Annotated in this window: 18 protein-coding genes and 3 tRNA genes; all 21 read right to left on the bottom strand. The window is 36.8% G+C overall.

Annotation, left to right across the window (positions count from 1 at the left end; translation table 11 throughout):
- Nucleotides 1-10: 10 nt before the first annotated feature.
- Nucleotides 11-3,328 (bottom strand): cellulose binding domain-containing protein, encoded by a 3,318-nt coding sequence (locus tag BM305_RS06235; RefSeq protein ID WP_177214576.1) that lies wholly within the window; start codon nt 3,326-3,328, stop codon nt 11-13.
- 238 nt (nt 3,329-3,566) lie between these two features.
- Nucleotides 3,567-3,652, bottom strand: a tRNA-Leu gene (locus BM305_RS06230).
- Between the two features lie 3 nt (nt 3,653-3,655).
- Nucleotides 3,656-3,737 (bottom strand) — tRNA-Tyr (locus tag BM305_RS06225).
- 53 nt (nt 3,738-3,790) lie between these two features.
- On the bottom strand, nt 3,791-5,893 hold the full coding sequence (locus BM305_RS06220) for a glycoside hydrolase family 13 protein (protein WP_330393432.1): 2,103 nt from the start codon (nt 5,891-5,893) through the stop codon (nt 3,791-3,793).
- 263 nt (nt 5,894-6,156) lie between these two features.
- On the bottom strand, nt 6,157-7,980 hold the full coding sequence (gene ftsH / locus BM305_RS06215) for an ATP-dependent zinc metalloprotease FtsH (protein ID WP_092559997.1): 1,824 nt from the start codon (nt 7,978-7,980) through the stop codon (nt 6,157-6,159).
- Nucleotides 7,981-8,007: 27 nt separating this feature from the next.
- Nucleotides 8,008-8,529 (bottom strand): hypoxanthine phosphoribosyltransferase, encoded by a 522-nt coding sequence (gene hpt, locus BM305_RS06210; RefSeq protein WP_092559841.1) that lies wholly within the window; start codon nt 8,527-8,529, stop codon nt 8,008-8,010.
- On the bottom strand, nt 8,526-9,947 hold the full coding sequence (tilS, locus tag BM305_RS06205) for a tRNA lysidine(34) synthetase TilS (RefSeq protein WP_092559840.1): 1,422 nt from the start codon (nt 9,945-9,947) through the stop codon (nt 8,526-8,528). The genes hpt and tilS overlap by 4 nt, the downstream gene beginning before the upstream one ends.
- 71 nt (nt 9,948-10,018) lie before the next feature.
- Nucleotides 10,019-12,352 (bottom strand): stage II sporulation protein E, encoded by a 2,334-nt coding sequence (gene spoIIE / locus BM305_RS06200; protein ID WP_092559839.1) that lies wholly within the window; start codon nt 12,350-12,352, stop codon nt 10,019-10,021.
- Between the two features lie 261 nt (nt 12,353-12,613).
- A tRNA-Met gene (locus BM305_RS06195) sits at nt 12,614-12,687 on the bottom strand.
- Between the two features lie 48 nt (nt 12,688-12,735).
- Entirely contained in the window at nt 12,736-13,041 is a 306-nt protein-coding gene (locus BM305_RS06190) for a septum formation initiator family protein (protein ID WP_143099138.1), read from the bottom strand.
- 27 nt (nt 13,042-13,068) lie between these two features.
- Nucleotides 13,069-13,557, bottom strand: a complete 489-nt coding sequence (gene yabQ, locus BM305_RS06185) for a spore cortex biosynthesis protein YabQ (protein WP_092559838.1) — start codon at nt 13,555-13,557, stop codon at nt 13,069-13,071.
- A gap of 8 nt (nt 13,558-13,565) precedes the next feature.
- The gene (yabP, locus tag BM305_RS06180; RefSeq protein WP_092559837.1) at nt 13,566-13,850 is read right to left on the bottom strand and encodes a sporulation protein YabP; all 285 of its coding nucleotides are present in this window, start codon (nt 13,848-13,850) and stop codon (nt 13,566-13,568) included.
- 81 nt (nt 13,851-13,931) lie between these two features.
- A complete protein-coding gene (locus tag BM305_RS06175) occupies nt 13,932-14,171 on the bottom strand; it encodes an RNA-binding S4 domain-containing protein (RefSeq protein ID WP_092559836.1) in 240 nt (79 codons plus the stop codon).
- 92 nt (nt 14,172-14,263) lie between these two features.
- Complete coding sequence (locus tag BM305_RS06170; RefSeq protein ID WP_092559835.1) at nt 14,264-14,536, bottom strand: HU family DNA-binding protein; 273 nt, start codon at nt 14,534-14,536, stop codon at nt 14,264-14,266.
- A 17-nt stretch (nt 14,537-14,553) separates the two neighbouring features.
- The gene (gene mazG, locus BM305_RS06165) at nt 14,554-15,363 is read right to left on the bottom strand and encodes a nucleoside triphosphate pyrophosphohydrolase (protein WP_092559834.1); all 810 of its coding nucleotides are present in this window, start codon (nt 15,361-15,363) and stop codon (nt 14,554-14,556) included.
- 23 nt (nt 15,364-15,386) lie between these two features.
- The gene (gene spoVT / locus BM305_RS06160) at nt 15,387-15,932 is read right to left on the bottom strand and encodes a stage V sporulation protein T (RefSeq protein ID WP_092559833.1); all 546 of its coding nucleotides are present in this window, start codon (nt 15,930-15,932) and stop codon (nt 15,387-15,389) included.
- Between the two features lie 127 nt (nt 15,933-16,059).
- Entirely contained in the window at nt 16,060-17,079 is a 1,020-nt protein-coding gene (locus tag BM305_RS06155; protein WP_177214574.1) for an asparaginase, read from the bottom strand.
- 46 nt (nt 17,080-17,125) lie between these two features.
- Nucleotides 17,126-18,376 carry an ABC transporter permease gene (locus tag BM305_RS06150; RefSeq protein ID WP_092559831.1) on the bottom strand — a complete coding sequence of 417 codons (1,251 nt, stop codon included), beginning with the start codon at nt 18,374-18,376 and terminating at the stop codon, nt 17,126-17,128.
- Nucleotides 18,373-19,152 (bottom strand): ABC transporter ATP-binding protein, encoded by a 780-nt coding sequence (locus BM305_RS06145; RefSeq protein ID WP_092559830.1) that lies wholly within the window; start codon nt 19,150-19,152, stop codon nt 18,373-18,375. The genes BM305_RS06150 and BM305_RS06145 overlap by 4 nt, the downstream gene beginning before the upstream one ends.
- Nucleotides 19,149-20,186, bottom strand: a complete 1,038-nt coding sequence (locus BM305_RS06140) for a peptidylprolyl isomerase (protein WP_092559829.1) — start codon at nt 20,184-20,186, stop codon at nt 19,149-19,151. The genes BM305_RS06145 and BM305_RS06140 overlap by 4 nt, the downstream gene beginning before the upstream one ends.
- 45 nt (nt 20,187-20,231) lie before the next feature.
- Nucleotides 20,232-23,771 (bottom strand): transcription-repair coupling factor, encoded by a 3,540-nt coding sequence (mfd, locus tag BM305_RS06135; protein ID WP_092559828.1) that lies wholly within the window; start codon nt 23,769-23,771, stop codon nt 20,232-20,234.
- Between the last annotated feature and the right edge of the window lie 18 nt (nt 23,772-23,789).

Below are 23,789 nucleotides of genomic sequence, written 5' to 3'. Positions count from 1 at the left end.
TTTTTATTTATTAAAAATTAGAAGCCTTTACATGATTCGCCAGTACATAATAGCTTTCTGCATAATGTGGATGCTCTAAGCCTCCAATTGCTGAAGCTATAATATTACTTTTGGCATCCTCATAGCGGTCTGCTACATCCAGCTCTACCACAAAACGATATGTACTAATTGTGCCTGCCATTTGAGCCGCCAGCACCTGCATAAAATAACTTGGAGTCTGACAACAGTCAAAATTCCATCCCACACATAAAAATCCAGTATATCTGGTTATTTTGCAATAAGCAAGCGCATTTACTGGAATTTTAGCAATAGCTCCTTCTCTGCTGCTTTTTGACATTCCATAGTTTGTAATTGTAATATTATTTTTAGAACCATCTCCATGACAGGAACAAGTATATTTGTAGCAATCCACCCTGTCTTTTGCTATTTTTGCAAGGGAATTTATGGTATCCTGCATACCATATGTATCTGGATTATAATCCCATATACCTGTTAGTTTTTCCCACTCGGACTCATAATTATCCGCTAAGCTTACCGTTGCTGTTCTTCCATATCTTGTAAAGCCCCATGCTGTCATCGGAAGATATGGAACAAAATCATCCGAGTTCATAATATTAAAAATACTTTTATAATTCTTTGCTGTAGCTGCTGTTGTTGTATTTGGTGCTGCATAGGTATATGCAAATGTAGTATACCCTTTATCTACAAGCCTTGCACCTAAAATATTAGAAATTGCTGCACCACGGGAATGTCCTGTTACCCATATTGCTTTTGTAACAGAGCTGTTCACATAAGCAGCCAGATAAGTGGTCAAATATTTTAATATCCTTGTTGCTGCTATGTCAAATCCCTTATGATTTGCTTTTACTGCCCAGTCTGACGATGTTGTATATGTACTTGTGTCACCCACATCAAAATTGCTTGCCCACTCCGCTAAGGTTGAATTTGTTCCTCTTACAACTACGGCAACAACTTCTTTTGTCACACCATTATATGTCACTTTTCTATGTCCAATTGTAACCTCTGATAAATGATAATCTGTATATGCAGAAGAAAGCTTATATACCTTAACATCTGAAAACCCTTGATAAGCCATTAAAGCATTTAAACTGTATGTAGTTGCATTGGCGGAATTTAAAATAGTTATATTATTATATGCCCCAGCAGCATACACAGATGAGGTAACGCTTAATGCACTATTGTAGTCTGAACTGCTTCCAAAAAATGTTCTGTAATCCAGGGTATAGCTGATATCAGCAGAGATGTCTGCGCCAGAATCCTTTAATTTTCCTGTAAAAACACCACTTCTTGGGGCTGTATCTATATTATCATTTCTACCGTCAAAATCGGTATCCGTTAAAGTTGGATTTGAAACATAATTATAAACGTAAATGGTTGTTTTACCGCTGTAGTATTCGGATGGTATTCCATTTGCCACCAAAAACGTATTAATTAATGCAGTCATGGTTACTGCCTTTAAAGTACCCAGCTCCTTATAGTCTGTCACGCCATCCCCATCTGTATCTACTGTACTAGTGGAGGCTACTGGTCCATTTAATTTCACATATTGATAATCACTAAGCAATACCCATGTTTCACCTGATACTGCCATTGCCGCTGCCTGGTTATTTCCTTGGACAAATTTCTCCTCAGAAAGCAGCGAGACTGCCGCGCCATCCAGATTTTCCTCTACATGTATTCCTACGCTGTTTAAGCCAGTATTTACTTCCATAACAAAATAAATACCTTCCTTTTTAATTTTAGTGGACAGCGTTTGATTTTCTATTGATATTTCAGTACTAAGGGGTATCAGACTAGAATTTTCTAAGCGACAAATAGATAAATTATTTATTCTCTCTTCCTCATAGGAGGCTGTCATTTGTGCAAAATGAAATGTCAAATTAAGTTCAACTGGTTCTAAATAGGAAGAAACCACTTCAACTGGCTCGCCAATTAAAGCACCACTCTCTGCAAATGCATCCAGCACAGTATCTTTACTTAAAATTGAAATATGTTTATTGATGTTTCCGGCAACACTGCCTGATAATTCTGGAACCAGTATGCCTTCTTCTGTCAGCAGACCTTCCTCTATATTTTCTTTGCTCAGACTTTGGGAAATCAGACGCTTTCCATCCAAAGTTATACCATCTGAACATTGCTCCAGCGGGTTTAAGCCTAACGCCAGCTCCTCTCCATCCTCTAACCCATCTTTATCTGTATCAGACAAAACAGGTGCTGTATGATATAGTAATATTTCATCTCCATCAGAAATTCCGTCACCATCGGTATCTGCTTTTTCAGGTGCAGTATTTCTTGTCTGCTCTTCTAAATTTGTAACTCCATCTCCATCTAAATCTTCCTCTCCATCCATTAAACCGTTTTCATCGGTATCGCAGGATGCAGGATCGCTATGGAATATCGTCACCTCATCAAAATCACTTAATCCATCTTGGTCTGTATCTGCACTGTCTATGGATGAATTATAGTACTCCTCCTGCCAGTCCAGCAGTCCATCTGAATCAGTATCCAGGTTTTCATCGGTCACACTATTTTCTTCTTCCTGATTTCCTGCAAAATCAACATAGGACAGTTCAAATTCCTCTGGATAAAACCTGGTATCCGCCTGTCCACCCGAAAGAATAACTGTGACACTGCTTCCTGGCTCAATATTTTTTTCATATGTACTATGTTGAATCACATAGTTATGTCCTGTTTGTTCTTGAATAACTCCATTGATTGCAGAAGTAATTTCATTTCCAAATTCAAATGATACACTCCAGTCTGCTAATGTTTTTTCTGTCAAATTTGTAATGGTTAAAGATGCTTGATAACCAGATTCCCATACACTGCTATATTCCAATGTAATCTGATAATCACTGCTGTCTGCGGTAACTCTTTGTGTGGGAATTCCATAAGCCGTTGGAAGCACTATTTCGCCTTCTGTCACGCCTGAAAAACCAACTACAACCGTTTCTCCTGCTTGAATATCCTGATTCCAGCCTGCATTTTTTAAAATGTAAATGCCATCCTGGTGATTCACAATATCACCATTCCAAATGCTTGATATTTCACCATTCCATTCAAACATCAAATACCAGTTTTCCATTGTTTCCTGCCCAGTGTTCTTAATTTCAAGTTCCCCTTGAAATTCGTTTTCCCACTGGTTATTCAAGGAAAATGTAACCTCATAACCATCTCCTTGAAAAACAGACTTTGTTTCTGTTGTTGCGGCAGCCAGTTCAATATGATTTATCATACCCATTAGCATGGACATAATAACCAACATTGTGACTAAATTCCGCACACTTTTTTTCCTTTTTCCTTTCATTTTGTTTCCCCCTGACATATTTTTAGGGATAAGTTGTCATAAAAATATTATAAGTATGCTGGCAACATTATCCCTTAATATTATTGTATTATGTCCTAAATTCTTTCGCAAGCAATTCTTTTCGACTTGTTTCAACATGGCAAACGATGGCGAGAAATGTTTCTCATAACTTAAAAAGTTTTACAACACAAAAAAGACCCAACCCCATATAAATAAAAGGTTGAGTCTTATAATAGACTGCCGGCGACCGGAATCGAACCGGTACGGGAGATTAGTCCCGCAGGATTTTAAGTCCTGTGCGTCTGCCAGTTCCGCCACGCCGGCTGATGGATGGAGAAGGATTCGAACCTTCGAAAGCGTTGCTAACAGATTTACAGTCTGCCCCCTTTGGCCACTCGGGAATCCATCCATTCATGTCCTGACAAGTTAATATTATAACAGATTTTTTTCAAATAGCAAGTCCTAATTTAAGTATTTTTCTAAATCTTTTAAAACAATACCCGAAACTGGAGGAAGTGACAACTCTAAAGTTCCATTTTTCACATAAAAAATCTCCGCACGCAGTTCAAATCCTGTCTGATTCGTTCGAATCATGCTGACTAATGCCACATCATCCGTCACTCCAATTTTCCAAACAGGAACAGAAACTGTGATTCCGTCCTTTCTATTATTAATCGCAATGACAAAACTATCCTCTCTGTCAAATCTTCCAAAACTCATAAAATGATCTTGGCCAGTCAAAAATACCGTAGATCCTGTTTTAAGAGCAGAATAATCCTTCCGTATCCGAATCAGCTCCTTGTGATAGCGGATTAGTTCCTTATCCTCTTTTCCCCATGGATAGGTACGACGGTTATCTGGATCTGTCCAGCCACACAATCCTGCCTCATCACCATAATAAATCGTTGGTGCCCCAGTCCATGTCATCTGTACCATTACCGCTTCTCGCAGAACACCTTTGTCAACACCTTCATTAGCAAGCTCAGGTCCTCTGCTGGCAGTTCTCCCAACCTTCTGATTGGTTCTCGTTAAGAATCTGGAATGATCGTGGTTTGAAAGTTCATTCATGGAAGTTTGCAGCGACTGAGTATTATACTTTGACATGTGATGCTTCATAGCACCGACAAAATTATCCCACTTTCCGTACAAATCTGCCCGAAATTCATCACTATGCTTTTCCATACCTGTTAAAAACCAGGTCAGCGGTTCCATAAATGCATCATAATTCATTACCGTATCCCACTGGTCTCCAGAAAGCCAAGAAGATGGATCGCCATAATGTTCTGCCAAAATAATGGCATCTGGGTTAGCCTCCTTCACTGCCTTACGGAACTTTTTCCAAAACTCATGGTTATATTCACTGGAATGGCCTAAATCTGCCGCCACATCCAGTCTCCATCCATCTACATTATACGGAGGTGCAACCCACTTCTTAGCGATACGCATAACATACTGAAGCAGTTCGTTAGAGTCTTCATAATTAAGCTTTGGAAGTGTATCATGCCCCCACCAGCCATCATATTTTCCATTATACGGCCATTGCTCTCCATAAAATTTAAAAAAGCTGCAATAAGGACTATCCTTGGAAACATATGCTCCCTTTTCGTATCCGTCTTGGTTTTCATATAGTCTTTCCCGATCCATCCACTTATTAAACGAACCACAATGGTTAAACACACCATCCAGAATAACCTTCATTCCTCTTTTATGCACTTCATCTACAAATTCCGCAAACAATTTATTACTTGCCTCTAAGTTAATCCGGTCTGTTACCCTGCTGATATACTTAGATGCGTACTTATTTTCCATTTGCCCATCACGTAATACCTCACCACCATCATTTATAATAACACCAAAATGAGGATCGATATAATCATAATCCTGAATGTCATATTTATGATTGGAGGGTGAAACAAAGACAGGATTCAAGTAAATAACATCTACCCCAAGATTCTGCAAATAATCCAGTTTCTTTAAAATCCCCTGAATGTCACCACCATAAAATTCTCTTACCCCCATTGCTGCGGGATATTTTGCCCAGTCTGTTATTCTTTTCACTGGCGCACCAATATAAAAGTACTCATTATCTAATACATCATTTGAAATCGTGCCATTACAAAAACGGTCTGTCATAATCTGATAAAAGACAGCTCCCTTTGCCCAATCTGGTGTCTTAAAACCTGGCATAATCGAAAACCGGTATTCCTTTTTCTCCACATTAGAAACACCAACACAGTTATAAAATACTGTACTATCTCCGAAATCAACTTCAAAATAATATTCAACTTTTTCATTTTCAAGCTGTATCACTGCTTTATAGTAATCAAAATAGCTGTCTGCTTCTGTCTTTTCCATCGTAAGTCGTTCTTTTGAGGTCACTAAGTATACTTTATCAACAGCCCCTCTTGCTGTGCGAAAACGAATTGTCACTTTTTCATAAGGTAAAGGTTCTGATGGTGAACGAAACAACTCCGTTCCATCACTAAATAGTGCCTCTTCCCTAAAAAAAGGCAGCCCCGTCTGAAAATTTAAATTCATTTTTTCATACTTGGATAATTTATTCATGTTCAAATAATCCTCCACAAGAACACTCCTTTTCACTCTCATATTTTTATCTCAATGAAATGTACAAAAAGGACAGCTTTCCGAACAGCTGTCCTTTTCTTGGAGAAGGTATTTTTGTTACTTATGGGGTGTAGCAAAAACTATATAATGTATTGGGGTTTACAAGAGTAATTATATCACCCAACACAACATAAGTGTGCACAAACATTACAATTTTTACAGCGCTTTTTTGTAGCTTTTTACAATCACCCCATCGGCCCAATTTAAATAGTATCGTCGCTTGTTACAAAAAGGGCTTCAAACTCCTCTCTTCCGATCCGTTCCTTCTCAATTAACAACTGTGCACATTTGTGTAACACATCCATATTTTGTTTTAATAAACTACTTGCTTTTTCATAGCAGTTATCAATAATACTCTTAACTTCCATATCAATATCATGAGCAATTCCCTCACTAAAACTTTTAGTATGGCCTAAATCTCTGCCAATAAAAACTTCATCATCTGAGTAATCATAATTAATTAAACCAATTTTACTGGAAAAACCAAACTTTGTAACCATGGCTCTTGCCTTTGCAGTTGCCTGCTTAATATCCTGTGATGCACCTGTTGTAATATCATCAAAAATCATTTCTTCTGCAATACGTCCTCCAAGACTGACAATAATGTCCTGTGTCATTTTTCCTTTTGTATCAAACATTTCATCCTTTTCAGGCAGTGGCATCGTATAACCTGCCGCTCCCAATCCAGTAGGAATAACTGAAACTGTATAAACGGGACCCACATCTGGAAGAACATGAAACAAAATTGCATGGCCGGCTTCATGATACGCTGTAATTTTCTTTTCCTTTTCTGAAATAACCCTGCTTTTCTTTTCTGCTCCAATGCCAACCTTAATGAATGCTCTTTTAATATCCTCTGAAATAATAAATGTTCTATTTTCCTTTGCTGCAAGAATTGCTGATTCATTTAATAAATTCTCCAAATCTGCACCAGTAAAACCTGCTGTTGTCTGTGCTACCTGCTTCAAATCTACATCTTCGCTGAGTGGTTTATTTTTTGCATGTACCTCTAAAATCTCTTCTCTTCCTCTTACATCTGGACGTCCTACCATAACCTTACGATCAAAACGTCCTGGTCTTAAAATCGCTGGGTCCAGAATATCCACACGGTTTGTTGCTGCCATTACAATGATTCCTTCATTCACTCCAAAACCATCCATTTCAACCAAGAGCTGGTTTAATGTCTGTTCTCTTTCATCATGGCCGCCGCCTAGACCTGTTCCACGTCTTCTGGCTACGGCATCAATTTCATCAATAAAAATAATACATGGTGCATTTTTCTTTGCCTCTTCAAATAAATCTCGAACTCTCGACGCACCTACACCAACAAACATTTCTACGAAATCAGAACCAGAAATACTAAAAAATGGAACCCCCGCTTCACCTGCCACTGCTTTCGCCAAAAGAGTTTTACCTGTTCCAGGAGGTCCTTCCAATAATACTCCCTTTGGAATTCTTGCCCCTACCTGAATGTACTTTTTAGGTGATTTTAGGAAATCTACAATTTCCCTCAGTTCCTCCTTCTCTTCTATAAGCCCTGCTACATTCTTAAACGTAACACTGGTATTATCTACCGACATCTTAGCCCTGCTTTTACCAAAATTCATAGCTTTATTATTTGCACTGCTTCCACTTGCCTGATTCATTAAAAAAGAAAATAGCACAAGAATCAAAATAAAGCCCAGCACATACGGAAGTACTGTTGTAAGAATCCAGTTAGGTTTCTTGACATCCCCCACCGTATACTCGATACCCTGTTCTTTTAACTCCTCTTCTATTTCAATTGTACTAGAAACATTAAACTCCTTTGGGTCTCCCTCTTTAAATGTTATCTTTACTTTACCTGATGGAGTTTCTTGATTTTGCACAATAGAAATACTTTTAATATCATCGCCATTTTCCTTTATATCCTGAAGGAAATCTGCATATACATATTCCCCCCTGGCGCTGTCTTTTATGACATCTGATATTAACGCTAGTGCCACTAAAACCACCACCACAATAATAAAAAAACCATAACCCTTCATTTGTTTCCTCAAACTCTATTCCCTCCTCTATTCTTCTATTACACCAACATATGGCAAATTCCTATAATTTTGAGCATAATCCAACCCATAACCTACTACAAATTTATCAGGTATTTCAAAACCAATATAATCCACTTTCACTTCTGTTACCCGGCGCTCTGGTTTATCTAATAAAGTGCAGAGTTTAAGTGATGCAGGTTTTCTTGCACCCAGCAAATCCATAAGATAGCTTAGTGTTCTACCCGAATCAATAATATCTTCTATTACAATTACATTTTTCCCATCAACCGCCTCATCCAGGTCCTTTACAATTTTTACCCGTCCGGAGCTGGCAGTTCCATCTCCATAGCTTGATACCGACATAAAGTCCAGTGTAACGGGAACTGTCAATCGCTTTGCTAATTCACATGTAAAAAAGATACTTCCTTTTAATACACAAATTAAATGTACTGTTTTCCCTTCATATTCCTTTGAAATCGTGCTTGCAAGTTCTTCTATCCGTTGATTCACTTTTTCCTCTGAAATGAGCACTTTAATTGAATCCGTCATGTTTGTGTACCTCCGATTATATTCACTAGTAGTATTCTTTGGGTTCTCTCGCTCACCTTGTAATATTCACTTATACGAAAACCAATAATCCACATTATATGATTGCCATCTGCCAAGAGCTGTATACTATCTCTTTTCTCACTTGGAATTTTTTCTTCAATTAAGAATTCCTTAAGCTTTTTTCTATTGCCTTTCTGATTTATGCAAAAGAAATCTCCTGGTTTTCTTCCTCTGAGCAAAACCGTATTTTTTATTTTATCATAATCAAACCATTTCGTATAGTCATTTTTAGGAATAACATGAATTTTTTTTCGTTTTATTTCATCTAGTTCTTCCCCTTCTATTAGCCTGAACTCGATAACTTTATCCTCAAAAATAAACTTTTGATTGAAACTGGTAATTTCTTCAATTTTTACACATGAAACTTCTTTCTTTTTCACTGGCTTTCTCTTTTGAATTTTCAGTTCTGTATACCCTCGGACTCCTTCCATGCCATAAGGTAACGTTATTTTTTTTCCAGTCTCTTTACCCAAAAGTGCTATTACACTATTAATATGCGTAAATTGAATATCCTTTAACTTCTTTGCCAATAATAAATATATTTTACGAATTACCGCTCTCTGAACAACAATATTTTCTCTTTCAAATTCTGGTAGCGGGATAATGAACGCCTCTTTTTCCTGAGTAACAAACATTTCAAAAAAAGTATCTGCATAATTTTCAACAAATACTTCCACTTCTCTCAGCATATTAGCCGTTTCGATAATATGAGCAAGTGACTGCTGGTTAATATGATTTGTCAAATATGGGATAAGTTCCAGCCGAATTTTGTTTCTTGTATAAATTGTTTCAAAATTTGTAGTATCTATTCTATATCGAATGTTCCGTTTTTCTAGATACTCCTCAATTTCCATTCTTTCCACAATAAGGAGAGGACGCAGAATATTGTTTCTAACAGGTTCCATCCCTGTTAGTCCCTTCAATCCGCTTCCTCTGCACAGGTGAAACAGTACCGTCTCCCCTTGATCATTTTTATTATGCGCAACCGCTATTTTATTGCATCCATATTTTTTGCAGGCCCGTTGAAATGCTTCATAACGGACATGACGCCCCGCCTCTTCTTCCGACATCCCATTCTGTTCTGCAAGCTTTCTTACATCCTCACAGACACACTCAAATATGACGTTTTCTTTTTGGCACAGCTCTTTTACATACTCCTCGTCCTCTTTTGCTGCTTCGCCCCGGATTCCATGATTTACATGTACGACCACAAGCCGTAAATGATAAACCTTTTTCAACTCCAGCATAATAAAGAAAAGGCAAACTGAATCTGCACCTCCAGAGACACCCAGCACTACACCATCCTCTTCTGAAAGCATTTGATTCTTTTCTACATACTCACGTATTTTATTTATCATATATGCTCCTTATTTTTTCTACAGTAATCACTCCATCTGATTATTTTATACCGTAAAATCTTATAATGCAATCACGACTTTTTCCATATTCCAGTTACAAGCACTGTCATGTCGTCTCTTACCTCTCCCTGACTTTCCTTCATAACCTCTTCCATAATACATTCCGCCATTTCTTGTGGGTTTTTCAACTTAATCTTTTTTAAAATAGCTGTAAATTTTTCTTCCTTATTTTCTTCCTCCAAGGAGTCTAAAATACCATCTGATACCATAATAATATAATCGCCATCCCCTAGCTTTTTTGTGCAGCTCTCCAGATTCAGGCTGGCAAATACCCCAACTGGAAGATTACTGCATTCTACAATTTCGATTTCCGTATTTCGTTTTATAAAGGTGGCACAGCCTCCTATTTTTATAAAATTGCATTCTCCTGAAAACAAATCAATTCTACTGATATCCAATGTAGAAAAGCTCTGATTGTCATTATTTAAAACTAGACTGGCATTAATCAGCTTAATTGCCGACTCCTCCTGAAATCCCGCTTCTAAAAATTGTTCTAAAAGTTCAATTACCGTCTCACTCTCTTCACATGCCTTTTCACCGGTTCCCATTCCGTCTGACAAAAGCATTACCATCTGCCCATTTTCTAAATTTAAAAAAGAAAAATTGTCACCTGAAACTTTTTCACCATCCTTTGCCACACGCACCTTTCCTGTTAATGTTTTAAAATCTGTATCCTCCACAAATACTATGCGTTCATAATCTTTATTAATAATATTTTTACTTTCTACAGAAGGCTTCATTTTCTTTTCACATACCTTGGAAACCATTGCTGCTGCCTCCCTGGAAGTAATACATCTTCCCTTTCTGGTCCGCATTTCACAAAAGATCTGTCTCTTTTTATTTTTCTTTTCAAAGATTGAAATTTTCTTTACCTCTAGATAATTGCTCTTTAAATACCGTACAATATTATCCTTTAACTTTTCTTCTACTTCTCTTGTTTCATGAATGGTTTTTGAGAATTCATCAATAATCTGGGATACCTCCCAAAGCTGGCTGGCAATTGCCTCCCTGCTTTCTGCCATTCGATTATACCAGTTCAAGTTCATACTTGCCAAGGCAAGTTCCCTATTTGTCTCATTTACAAAAGCATTAAAATTGACACACCTCTCTTGAAAAGCCTCTGGAAGATCTTCTGGTGTCACAAAACCTTCTTTTTTTGCAACCTCAAGGATAGACGCCGCTGTCTGCTGGGTATTATAAAAATTCTGACTCCAGCATTTTTCATAATTTTCACATTCACTACATAGCTTATTAGACAAACTGTCAAAAATACAATCCATTTCCTGACGCCCCAGTGCTTGTCTAGTTTTTGCCAGCGCATCAAAAGTTTTGGATAGCTTTTGAAAAGACTCTGAAAATTCATTCAGTCTTTGTCTGGTCAGCTGCTGAATATTTTGCCTGGAAAAATTATTTTCTTTGCTTTGCAATTCATATAAATATACTCGAAACATCCATGGTCTTGGTAATAATAAAAATATAATTCCAGATGACACAAGGGCTCTTACTTGAGAAACATATAAATAATTTTTTGCATAAAGACTGCATAACAAAACGTCTAATACTATAAAAACTACAATCGCTGCAAATCGCCCCAGTTCCCGGAACATCCCACTGCAAATTCCTAGTATGCAAAAAATCCCAACCACCGCAACATTTCCATTTAGCAAAAAAAATACAATTCCACACGCCGTTCCTACAACAGCTCCTGCCCCTGCCCCATATTTATATCCCAGACAAAGAATAAGCAGATACGCAACCGTCTCTACCACTGAAAATTGATAAGGAGCAATTTGTGGCATACCGTAAACAAAAAAACTAGATAAAATAGCAATGCTGATTATTTCTTCGTTGGACAAAATCTGTCCACGGTTTCCACGAAGTATAAAATTTATGGCAAGGTGAAACAGGTTTACGCATGCCATCACCAACAGTCCTTCTAGTGCTCCTATCAGAATATTTTCAGAATACTCCATGCGAATACTTCCATAGCTAATAGAAATCATAAATGTCAGAAGTCCCGCCAGCATTCCCATACTAGTAATCGTTAACGCCTTTCCTCGTTTTTCAATTATTCCATTAGCAAACCAAACACCAAACAGTATGGTTACATATTTTATCATTTGCTGCTGGGTATAAACACTTCCCATTGCCATTCCAAACACCATTGATATAATCAAAAACAACCTGTTTTTCTTTTCCAAATAGGCTGCTGCAAAATATGCTACTGCAACTGGATTCATAGAAAGAAACAAAGTCCTTGCCATTATAATTCCTATCAAATCTACAGCAATGTATCTTATGTTGATACATTTTATACGTTTCCATGCTTGACTAAAATTTTTCATTATACTACGCTCCCCTTTTCTTTTTGCTCTGCTATTCACGTATTATAGGGGTATCATTTTGAAATGTTTGTCAAACTAGCGATTGGGAACAGAAAAACTTTTTGACAATTTCTTATTGGAATCGTGTTTTGAATCGAATACAGGGAGTTCACACCTATTAAGAATATCAACTATAAGGAACATAACTTTGCTTGACAATATCCTATCACATAAAAAAAGAACAAGTAAAATCTATACTTGTCCTCACTCCCGAAAATTAAATAGCGGAAAAGGGATTTGAACCCATGACACCACGGGTATGAACCGTGTGCTCTAGCCAACTGAGCTATTCCGCCGTAAAAGCGTCTTTAATTATAACTGGTTCTTTCCCCTTTGTCAACTACTTAATTATCAGAATCAAAAATAATTTCATCTTCATATACAAGCCCCAGCTTTTCCCGTGCAACTTCCTCAACATATTTCTTTGTTTTCACATAGGCTTCATATTCACTGATTTCATCCTTCTCTTCTACCAGTTCCTGCTTTTCTTTTTCTAGTTCTTCAATTCTCTTCGCACTTTTTTGTACAGTTGCATTTAATTCCATTTTCTTATAGGAAACAAGTCCACACAGTAAAAGAACTGCAATTGTAATAATCCCCGCACCGCTTTTTGCTTTCTTTCTTCTTTGTGTACGTCTTTGCTTGCTCAATATCTCACCTTCATATTCTTATTGGAATTATTTTTTCGTTACTGCTATTTTAACTGTTTTCCAAACTTTTTTCAATGCTTTTATAGCAGCCCGCAAAGGTTTTTTCATATGTTTTATGACAAAAAAACCAAACCACTTTGCCCTGCGTATTAACCATACGACTGGTTTCATAATAATAGCTGTCATCTTCTTAATAAATCTGATAATTTTCTTAATCAATCCTGTCATAGATTTTACTAACCACTCACTTACAGCAGCATGATACCAAAACATCCCCAGACACATTCCGAAAATAGAAAAACTGCGAATAATTCCGCTGTTCTGTTCATACATCAAATAAAACATAGAAATAGCACTTGCAATCCAAAAAATAATGTCCTCTAAGGCACATACCCATTTTGCATGAGGCAGAATTCTTCTAATAATTCTTAATATGTCATATACTATTAAAATTATTATTCCTAATAGTAAAGAGGACAAAAAGAAGACAACTTCTTTCTTCATTTCTTCTATCATCCACTCACCTACTTAAATAATCTGCCAAACAGAGATTCTCCAGATTTTCCATATCCTCCATCTGAATAAGTTAAACTATCAATTCTGCCATCTACATCTACTTCTCCTTTTTCTAATGTTAAACGGCTCACATGCAGTTCCTGTCCCCGAATCATTAGAATTCCTTGCTCTGTATCCAGCAAAACCTCCCCTGCATCAAATGATAACACATCATTTACCCCACTAATAACCGCTGCCTGTCTTCCACTCAGATTTATTCTATGGCTGCCTCTTTGAATTTGCTTGTCATCCATGCAAAAACCTCCCGATATACTTTAAGTATTTTATAAAGTATATTAGGAGGTTTCACAAAAAATTCTTATGACGTAAGGTTTTTATAAATATCGATAAAGTTCCTTTGCCACATCCTTCTTTACCGTTTCTTGTACATCAAGAACCTCAACTTTTACATTCTTGTTACCAAAACCAATTTCTATTATATCGCCTTCCTTTACAGAAAGGGACGCTTTTGCAACCTTGCCATTTACAGAAATCCGGCCTGCATCACAGGCTTCATTGGCAACTGTTCTTCTCTTAATCAATCTGCTTACTTTTAAAAATTTATCTAATCTCATCGTTAAATTTACTATCCATGACACTCTATAAACAACTGCTTGCCCCATATTCTTGAAATAACGAAAGGGTTGCCAAAGCAACCCTATATCCACTAATTAAGTGCATCTTTTAATTGTTTACCTGCTTTAAACTTTGGAGCATTGCACGCAGAAATTTCCATAGTTTTACCCGTCTGAGGATTTCTACCCTCTCTAGCAGCTCTTTGTGAAACTTCGAAAGTACCAAAACCAACTAATTGAACCTTCTCACCTTTAATAAGTTCTTCTGTAACAACATCAATAAATGCCTTTAAAGCTTTTTCAGAATCTTTTTTGGACAATTCTGTCTTTTCTGCAATTGCAGCTACTAATTCAGCTTTGTTCATGGATAAAACTCCTCCTCTTAATCTTCAAAATTGTTATTCTTATTCTTTTCTTTCACACGCTCCCATAGTTCATTCATCTGATCTATAGTAAGCTGGCTTAGGCTCTTTCCTTCGCTAGTTGCGATTCGCTCAATACCTACAAATCTATTTATAAACTTATCTATGGAATTTGTCAAGGAATTTTCCGCATTTAGCCCTAAAAACCTTGCTAAATTGGTCATTGAGAACATAAGATCACCATACTCCTCATCAATCTGACAAGAATCCCCCTCTTTCATGGCCTCTTTCAATTCTCTCAGTTCCTCCTCTACCTTGTCCATTACCTGTGTAATATCTTCAAAATCAAAACCTGCCTTAGCCGCTTTCTTTTGAACCTTCTGAGCTCGCATATTTGAGGGTAATACTTTTGGCACTTTCAAAAGCCCCTCTGATATAGTAATCTCATTATGCTCTTCTCTTTTAATCTCTTCCCATTTTTTCACGACTCCCTCAGCATCTGATATTGTACTATTACCAAACACATGGGGATGCCTTCGAATCATTTTTTCACTTACTTCATGAATCACTTCATCTACTGTAAATTCTCCTGTTTCCTCTGCGATAGCACTATGTAAGGCAACTTGAAGAAGAACATCTCCAAGCTCCTCTCTTAAATTAGGTAAATCCTTTCGCTCAATCGCATCTACTACTTCATATGCTTCTTCAATCATACAAACTCTTAAACTATCATGTGTCTGCTCCCGATCCCATGGGCATCCATTTTCCCCTCTTAAATGCCTTATAATTTCCATGAAATCAGAGAACTCATACTTTTCCTTTCGTTCCATATCCTCACCTATTCTCTATTAAATTATTGTTCCATCTGTCTGCCCAGAAACCCTGCCGCAGACTGAGCCATTTTAACTTCTAGCTCACCAAATTTTATTTTCTGCTCCTTTGTTAATATAATAACCGCACCAATTGCATCACCCTCGCTAAGAATTGGTGTAATGACTTCATAACTATACTCTTCATCATCATTCGTAATCTTGCAGTAGCCTTTATCCTTAACAGAGGCAACTATATTAAGCCTGTCGCTAATGGCCGTCTCAAGCTCTTTATGAATTGGCTTCATAATCAAATCTTTTTTACCACCTCCAGATACAGCAATCAACTGGTCTCTATCTGCTATGCAAACAATATGACCTAAGGTCTGTGCTAATGATTCTGCATATTGTTTTGCAAACTGTCCCAATTCACCAATTGGAGAATACTTCTTTAAAATTATTTCACCCTCGCGATCCGTAAAAATTTCTAATGGATCTCCTTCCCGGATTCTTAACGTTCTCCTGATTTCCTTCGGAATTACAACACGCCCCAAATCATCTATTCTCCTTACAATACCAGTTGCTTTCATAAAATAATTCCTCCATTTTGCTTAAATTCATATAACTCATTTATACATAATATTTTGCGTTAAATAGAGGAATTTATACATATACTTCTCAAATTTGTTTTATTTATTTAATTTTTATTTTAGGCAGTTAAAATAATTTCTGTTCAATAAATCTTTCTGGCTCTATCAGATTCTGGTTATAGGCAACTAAAACCAATGCATATGCTGTTTCTATTGACACATTACAAAGTGGTTTTAAACTTAGCTCTATTAACTTTTTAGTGGAAGCATAAAAAGCTCCATCCTGATGTTTAAAAGACACACCATAAACAACAATCCTTTTTTCTTTACAATGTAAAAGAAACTCCAACAATCCGCTTTCCTTTTCAATGGGACCTGTGGCCGAATGATATAACCACAAAATAACCGCTTTGACATTGCCCCTTATTTGTATCATACTAAAATCAATTCCTGGATACATTTTTAAAAGAATCACTTTATTCTGATACAAAAACGCTTTACTCAAATCATTACCCAGACTGTTTTCTTTGTTCCATTCTGTTTCTGCTTTCCATTTTTTGAGGCACCACAAGTCAGGTTGAAATTCCCCATTTTTTATACAGCCTAATGCCTTTCCATCAATACTTCTGAACTGGTCAAAGTAAGGGTCTGATTCCATAATTTTTACCCCAGGAAATATTTCATTCTCTCCTCTGTTATTTTGATACGCAACAAAAACTCCTGTCATTAAGCGTTGATGAATAAAATGAACCGCACTGATAAAATTAGCAAATCCATTGCTCCTTTTATCCTCTAGTGAATAGTTAGCAGCAACAAGCATAATTGGAACTTTTACATTGGCAAAAAGAGTTCCCAGAAATGCTGCCGTATAGGATAATGTATCTGATCCATGGGTAATTATAATACCCTCATATCCCTTTTCAATTCCCTGCAAAACTGCCTCAACCACTTCCTCCCATTTTGCAGGAGAAAAATTTTCACTTAATATATTCATAAGTTTTACGATATCAAACTTCTGAGAATCTCCAAAACGCTTTCTGTAATCTATAAGTAACTCCAGTGTCACTTCATCATCCACATTAAGAATATTTTCTTTTTTTATACTGCTAATTGTTCCACCTGTCATTATGATTAGTATTCTTTCCATGTGAACCTCCAATGTCATTCTAATTTCTATATTCTCTCATTTTTCTTTACACATTAAACATCACTTTTTCACTATTAAATGCTTTTATGATAAAAATAGTTAATATCGCTGAAATACAAACCGTAGAAATAACATTTACTCCAAACTGGGCAAGCGTTAATTCATTTGTAGTAATTTTTTGTATGGCAATCGCACTGCCATACACTGGTATACCAAACATACCAATATCTACAGTAAAATCTCCTGCAAACATAGTCATAATTCCAGACAGAATTACTATAATATAGACTGGAGATATGTACGAACCTGCCTCCTTTGAACTTTTACTCAGCACAGCGATTAGCCCTACAATGGTTACATATAGATACACAAGCACCACCATGACAATAAACAGCCAGACCATCTGCACTGGCTCGATTCTAACAGTCCCATTTCCCACTGCGCTGACCTTCTGTACATCGGGCAGTCCTACAATAATAGAAACGGAATACACCACCGCAGATAGGCAGGATAAGATAGAAAGGGCTAGCAGCTTTCCCAGAACAAGCTGACCTCTTTGCATTGGTGTAATCAACATGCTTGCCAGTGTCCCCCGTTCTTTTTCTCCTGTTATTGCATCAATTCCCAGATTCATAGGTCCAGTAAACAAAAGCATAATGACCAGGTAAGGAAGCATCATGGAAAGTGTTTTTGCATTGGCTCGCGTTTCATCCATTACATATGATGCCGCTGGATCCCGATCCACATCAAAAACCATAATCTGATTCAAGTCACCAATACGCTTTGCAAGCAAATAAGTCTTATATTTATTAATAACAAGCTCCATAAATTTATTTCTGGCTTCTTCAGAATAATCCTCTGCTGGATTATAATAGGTGCGAATCTCAGGAATAATAGAACCCTCTTCATAATTTTCTACCTGATTCAGAAAATCCTCTTCAAATACCACCAACAGGTCGATTCTGCCACTCCGAATGTTTTCCTTAATTTCCTCTGTGGATATAATCTTTTCTCCTTCGTCTGTTCTCGTTAAAACATTTTCTCCATAAAAATAAATAACACTGCCTGGAAAATTCAGCTGCTCCACGTAAGAATTAAAGCCATCTGGCATATTCTGCACATAAATAGTTGGTACATGCTCCTGTACATCGGTGACCATAATATTAATTAATTTACCCATTAATAAATATATTCCTATCATTAAAACCGCAGGAAGGAGAAACAGGCTGAATACCAGCTTTTTATCTTTGAATACACGATCCAGTTCCTTCTGTATCACATATTTTGTGCCATTCATACTTTTCCCCTTTCTGTATATTGTAAATACAAATTAAAAAATGCATCTTCCAAATTTCTTGTCCCAGTAGTATCCATTATGTACTCCAGACTCCCATCAATTACTTTCTTGCCGTTTACAATGATTGCGACTCTGTCACAAAGCCGTTCAGCCTCTGACATAATATGAGTGGATATAAGCACCAGCTTCCCCTCTTCCTTCAACAGCTGCAAATAATTTGTTACGCTTCTGGCTGTCACAATGTCTAACCCATTCGTAGGTTCATCAAAAATAATAACTTCTGGATCATGAACAAGACTAACTGCAATAGATATTTTCTGTTTCATACCAGTAGAGAGCTGTTCTATTTTTTTATTCTGAAATTCTTCAATCTCAAAATAGGAAAATAACTTTTTTCTCCTTTCCCCAATGACCTCATCATTTAACCCATGCAGATGCCCAAAAAATTCAAACATATATTTTGCGGAAAAATCCGGATCCATTCTTATTTCGTTGGTCAAAAAACCAATTTTTTTACGCACCTTTTCAGGATGCTTTATTGTATCATGCCCACACACACGAATACTTCCCTGGGTTGGTTTCAATAATGTTGAAATACAACGAAGTGTCGTTGTCTTCCCAGCTCCATTTGGTCCTAAAAGACCAAATATTTCTCCTTTGGGAATTAACAATGACACTCCATCTACTGCTTTTCTAATGTGGTTTCTTGTTTTCAGCTCCAGCCTCTGTTTTTTACTAAGTTTATATACTTTTGTAAAATTCTCAATTTCAATCATTCTTCTGTTTCCTCCCCGAAAACAATCCTTTCCCACAATGGTTTACTTACCACTACCTTATATTGTTCAGACCACGTGGAGTAAGAACTTTCAAATACCGTTGTCTGCCTCTGCTGAATGATTTCCTCTTTCTTTTCAAAGGTTGCATCCTCATCACAGTCACTGACACAATATACAATATAATACCCTTGATTTCCCTCTATTATTTTACTAAGCTCCCCTGTTTTTAATAAAACCGCCTGACTGCCAAATTCATCTGGCTTTTCCTCTTGTCCAAAAATAAGCTCCACTTCATCCAGATCTGAATTTGCCATTGCAAAATTATAAAAATCAGTACTCTTCTTTGCCTCTTCATATAACTTCTTTGCCTCTTTATATGCCGCTTTCTTCTCCTTTTCATTCATCTGAATATTTTTTCCCTCTTTGTTAACGCCGTTAGTCATTATAAGCAGATACTGTACTTTAATCTGTCGTACCTCCTCATTGGAAATGCTTGTATCAACTTCTCCTGTTGTAACATCAAACATTTTATTGGCTAACGCATGTTCCCCATAAATCTTTTCAATTAATTCCTGGGTAAAGCCATAGGTTTGAATATCTTCCTCAGATAACGAATAAAGAAACGTATTAGCCTGCTGTTTTAAATCTGCCAGTTCATCGTCTGTTAATGTCACACCCTCTGAAACTGCCTGCTGGCATATAATCTTAAGTTCCGTAAGTTCATTTATAATTTCTTCTTTGGCATAGTCTTCAAAGGATACCCCGTCCGCTACTTCAAAAGTCCAAACGCCTGCACTTAATGTTTTTTCATAATCTTGTTTTATTTTGTAAATATAAAACAAAACCTCTTGATACTCAATTTCTTCGTCCCCCACTGTCATTACTACAGTATCTGTTTCCAGTGTAGTATCCTGCTTCTCATCTAATGCTTGTGTCTTTTCCGGAACCATATTGCCAACAGCAACTTCTTTTTTGCATCCCGAAAGCATCAGCATTGCCATAACTCCCCAAAAAAATATTCTCCTAGCGTTCATTCTCTATTTCCTCTCAGTGCATGATTACAACTCTATTATAAGCCACTATTTTTTTTGAAGCAACTCATATATTTTACTAACTGCTTTTTTGATGCATTCAAATACCTTATCCTGTTCTATTTTTCCTTTACCAAAAATTTTATCTAAGCGCAAGGTAAAAAACGGATTGGTATCTTTTGTAAACTCCATTGCATGATTATATTCTTTGATCAAGTCAGGAATTTTAGTTACATCAACCATAGCCTTACCATACATCACCATTTTAATACTTTTTTCCTGCTGCTTAACCTGTATAATAAATGCCTTATGTGCAAGTGCTTTAATAAATGCAACCTGAAGGAGATGATTTACGCTGCTTGGTATATCACCAAAGCGATCCAGAAGTTCTTCCTGCATATCCAAAAACTCTTCTTCGTTTCCAATTTCAGCAACACGCTTATAAATTTCAAGCTTTTGAAATTCACTTTTAATATAGGTGGCCGGAATATATGCATCCACATCCATATCTACAGATGTTTCAAACTCTGCCTCTTCAACTGCCTCTCCTTTTAATGCTTTTACCGCATCGTTCAGCATTTTACAATATAAATCATAACCAACTGCCTCCATATGGCCATGCTGCTTAGCACCTAATAGATTTCCTGCACCTCGGATTTCTAAATCCCTCATAGCAATTTTAAAGCCCGAACCCAAATCAGTAAATTCCTTAATTGCCTGAAGTCTCTTTTCAGCAATTTCTCTCAGCATTTTATCTCTCTTATACATCAAAAATGCATATGCCGTTCGATTTGATCTTCCTACACGTCCACGAAGCTGATAAAGCTGTGACAGTCCAAGACGATCCGCATCATCAATAATCATAGTATTAACATTGGAAATATCCAGGCCTGTTTCAATAATAGTAGTTGCCACCAATACATCAATCTCACCGTTTATGAATTCAAACATAATTTTTTCCAGTTCTCTTTCCTGCATCTGTCCATGGGCAAAGGATACATTAGCTTCTGGTACTAAAGCAGCAATACGATTTGTTATTTCGTCAATATTGTTTACATGATTATAAACATAATATACCTGCCCTCCCCTTGCTAATTCCCGGTTAATTGCCTCACGTATTATTTCTTCATTATGTTCCAATACATAGGTCTGAATAGGCAGTCTATCAACAGGCGGTTCTTCCAGTACACTCATATCACGGATTCCTACCAAGCTCATATGAAGCGTTCTTGGTATAGGAGTGGCAGATAGTGTTAAAACATCCACATCCTCTTTAATCTGTTTAATTTTTTCCTTATGGGTAACCCCAAACCTCTGCTCTTCATCAATAATTAATAATCCCAGATTTCGAAAGGCAATATCCTTAGAAAGCACCCGATGGGTACCAATAATAATATCCAAGGAACCTTCCTTCAGCTTTTGAATTGCCTTCTTTTGCTGTGCTGTTGTTCTAAATCGTGATAACATATCAATAGTCACAGGAAAATCTTTCATTCTTTGCGTAAAGGTATTATAATGCTGCTGTGCCAAAATAGTAGTGGGAACAAGAAAAACAACCTGTCTTCCATCTAAAACCGCTTTAAATGCAGCGCGTATAGCAACCTCTGTCTTTCCGTATCCAACATCACCACAAATAAGCCGGTCCATTATTTTTGAACTTTCCATATCCTTTTTTGTTTCTTCAATTGCCGTCAGCTGATCCTCCGTCTCTTCATAAGGAAACATTTCTTCAAATTCAGTCTGCCATACTGTGTCCTTGCTAAACTCATGTCCTTTCTTTGACTGTCTCTTTGCGTAAAGCTCAACTAAATCCTTTGCAATTTCTTTTACAGCACCTCGTACTTTTGCTTTTGTATTTTTCCATTCGATTGAGTTCAGCTTATTCAGTTTTGGCTTTTTAGCATTTGAATCTGCATATTTCTGAATAACATCCAGTCCTGTTGCCAGTACATACAAGGTCCCACTGTTGGCATATTCGATTTTAATATAATCCTTTGTAATTTTATCTACTTCAATTTTTTCTATTCCCCTATAAATACCTACTCCATGATTTTCATGGACTACATAATCTCCTATATTCAAATCTGTAAAGCTGTTAACCTTAGTTCCCTCATAAGACTTCTTCTTTTTCTTCTTTTTCTTCTCTGCACCAAAAATATCTGATTCTGTAATAACTACAAACTTTATAAGTGGGTACTCATAACCTCTGTGCAAAACTCCATAGGCAACCATGATTTCACCTTTTTGCACTTCCCTGTCCAGCGTTTCACTATAAAAAGCATTTAAATTGTATTCACAAATATCTGCACTTAACCGCTTTGCCCTTGTTCGTGAACTGGAAAGCAGCACAACCCTATAGCCCTGATGCTTCCATCTCTCCAAATCTTTTATTAAAACTTCAAAGTTATTCTGATAAGAATTCATTGATTTCACTGTAATATTAGCTGAAGTATGAGCGGAAAACTCTTTATCGGTATAATCCATTGTACTGATTAATACTAATTTTTGTTTAAGCAGCTTTGCAAATACCTCTCGAATAGGATAGACCGCATCCATTTGTTGTGGTAAAATGTATCCTTTTTCAATTCGGCTCAACATGCTTTCCCTGAATTCCAGTTCAACCGCTTCTCCTCTTTCTTTGCAACGATTTGGTTCGTCCACGAAAAAAATAGAATTTTCCATTTGTAGATAACTAAAAAAAGATACTGTTTCTTCATAGAAATATGAAATATAACTTTCTAGACCCATGGACCCACTGTAGATTTGAATTTTTTCCTTAAACTCCTCCACAATCTCAGATATCCTGCCCGCCTCTTCAAACCGCTTATTCTGCTTTAGCTGTTCTACATACTTCTTTTTATCTACTCCAATTTTATGAATTCCTGCTGCAAACCTGTCTTTGTCCAGCACCACTTCTGTTGCTGGATAAATAGTTATCGAATCAATTTGTTCTATTGAACGCTGGCTTTCCACATCAAAAGAACGAATCGTATCAATTTCATCATCCCACAGCTCAACACGATAAGGACAATCTTCTGTCAAAGGGAAAATATCAATAATACCTCCTCTGACAGCAAATTGCCCTGGTCCTTCAACCTGTGCAGCTCGTTCATATCCCAAATGCACCAGCTTTTCCTTTATAATATCTAAATCAATTACCTGCTCAGACTTTAGTGTAAATACCTGATTTTCAATATATTTAAGCGGCAGGAGCCGATCCATACCTCCATCTACTGTCATAATAACCGTAGCTGGCTTCTTTTCCAGTAATCGTTTTAGCACCCTGATACGATCTCTGACAATTGCATTTCCATGAATATCAGCACTATAAAAAATAATATCCTTTGACGGATACAAAAATACATCCTTGTCAAACAACCTGTAATCTTCATAAATTTCCTTTGCTTTTAACTCAGAATAAGTGATAATTACCTTAAAACAGTACTCCTCTGCCAGGCCCGACATAAAATGTACCTTCTGGGTATCGATTGCTCCAGTAATATGCACTGGACTTACTCCGTTTTTTAAAAGCTTTTTGGACTCCTGAAACTCCTTTAATTCTTTTAGTGGTTCAAAAAACGTCTTCACTTTATTGACTCCATTCTA

Origin of the sequence: Anaeromicropila populeti (genome assembly GCF_900112775.1) — a bacterium.
Classification (GTDB): domain Bacteria; phylum Bacillota; class Clostridia; order Lachnospirales; family Lachnospiraceae; genus Anaeromicropila_A; species Anaeromicropila_A populeti.
The sequence above is the reverse complement of the archived record's forward strand: the minus strand, read 5'-3'. Positions and strand labels throughout refer to the sequence as shown.

Coding starts and splice junctions, on each gene's coding strand:
- BM305_RS06235 (WP_177214576.1), bottom strand. CDS start 3,328: ATGAAAGGAAAAAGGAAAAAAAGTGTGCGGAATTTAGTCACAATGTTG.
- BM305_RS06220 (WP_330393432.1), bottom strand. CDS start 5,893: ATGAATAAATTATCCAAGTATGAAAAAATGAATTTAAATTTTCAGACG.
- ftsH (WP_092559997.1), bottom strand. CDS start 7,980: ATGAAGGGTTATGGTTTTTTTATTATTGTGGTGGTGGTTTTAGTGGCA.
- hpt (WP_092559841.1), bottom strand. CDS start 8,529: ATGACGGATTCAATTAAAGTGCTCATTTCAGAGGAAAAAGTGAATCAA.
- tilS (WP_092559840.1), bottom strand. CDS start 9,947: ATGATAAATAAAATACGTGAGTATGTAGAAAAGAATCAAATGCTTTCA.
- spoIIE (WP_092559839.1), bottom strand. CDS start 12,352: ATGAAAAATTTTAGTCAAGCATGGAAACGTATAAAATGTATCAACATA.
- yabQ (WP_092559838.1), bottom strand. CDS start 13,557: ATGATAGAAGAAATGAAGAAAGAAGTTGTCTTCTTTTTGTCCTCTTTA.
- yabP (WP_092559837.1), bottom strand. CDS start 13,850: ATGGATGACAAGCAAATTCAAAGAGGCAGCCATAGAATAAATCTGAGT.
- BM305_RS06175 (WP_092559836.1), bottom strand. CDS start 14,171: ATGAGATTAGATAAATTTTTAAAAGTAAGCAGATTGATTAAGAGAAGA.
- BM305_RS06170 (WP_092559835.1), bottom strand. CDS start 14,536: ATGAACAAAGCTGAATTAGTAGCTGCAATTGCAGAAAAGACAGAATTG.
- mazG (WP_092559834.1), bottom strand. CDS start 15,363: ATGGAACGAAAGGAAAAGTATGAGTTCTCTGATTTCATGGAAATTATA.
- spoVT (WP_092559833.1), bottom strand. CDS start 15,932: ATGAAAGCAACTGGTATTGTAAGGAGAATAGATGATTTGGGGCGTGTT.
- BM305_RS06155 (WP_177214574.1), bottom strand. CDS start 17,079: ATGGAAAGAATACTAATCATAATGACAGGTGGAACAATTAGCAGTATA.
- BM305_RS06150 (WP_092559831.1), bottom strand. CDS start 18,376: ATGAATGGCACAAAATATGTGATACAGAAGGAACTGGATCGTGTATTC.
- BM305_RS06145 (WP_092559830.1), bottom strand. CDS start 19,152: ATGATTGAAATTGAGAATTTTACAAAAGTATATAAACTTAGTAAAAAA.
- BM305_RS06140 (WP_092559829.1), bottom strand. CDS start 20,186: ATGAACGCTAGGAGAATATTTTTTTGGGGAGTTATGGCAATGCTGATG.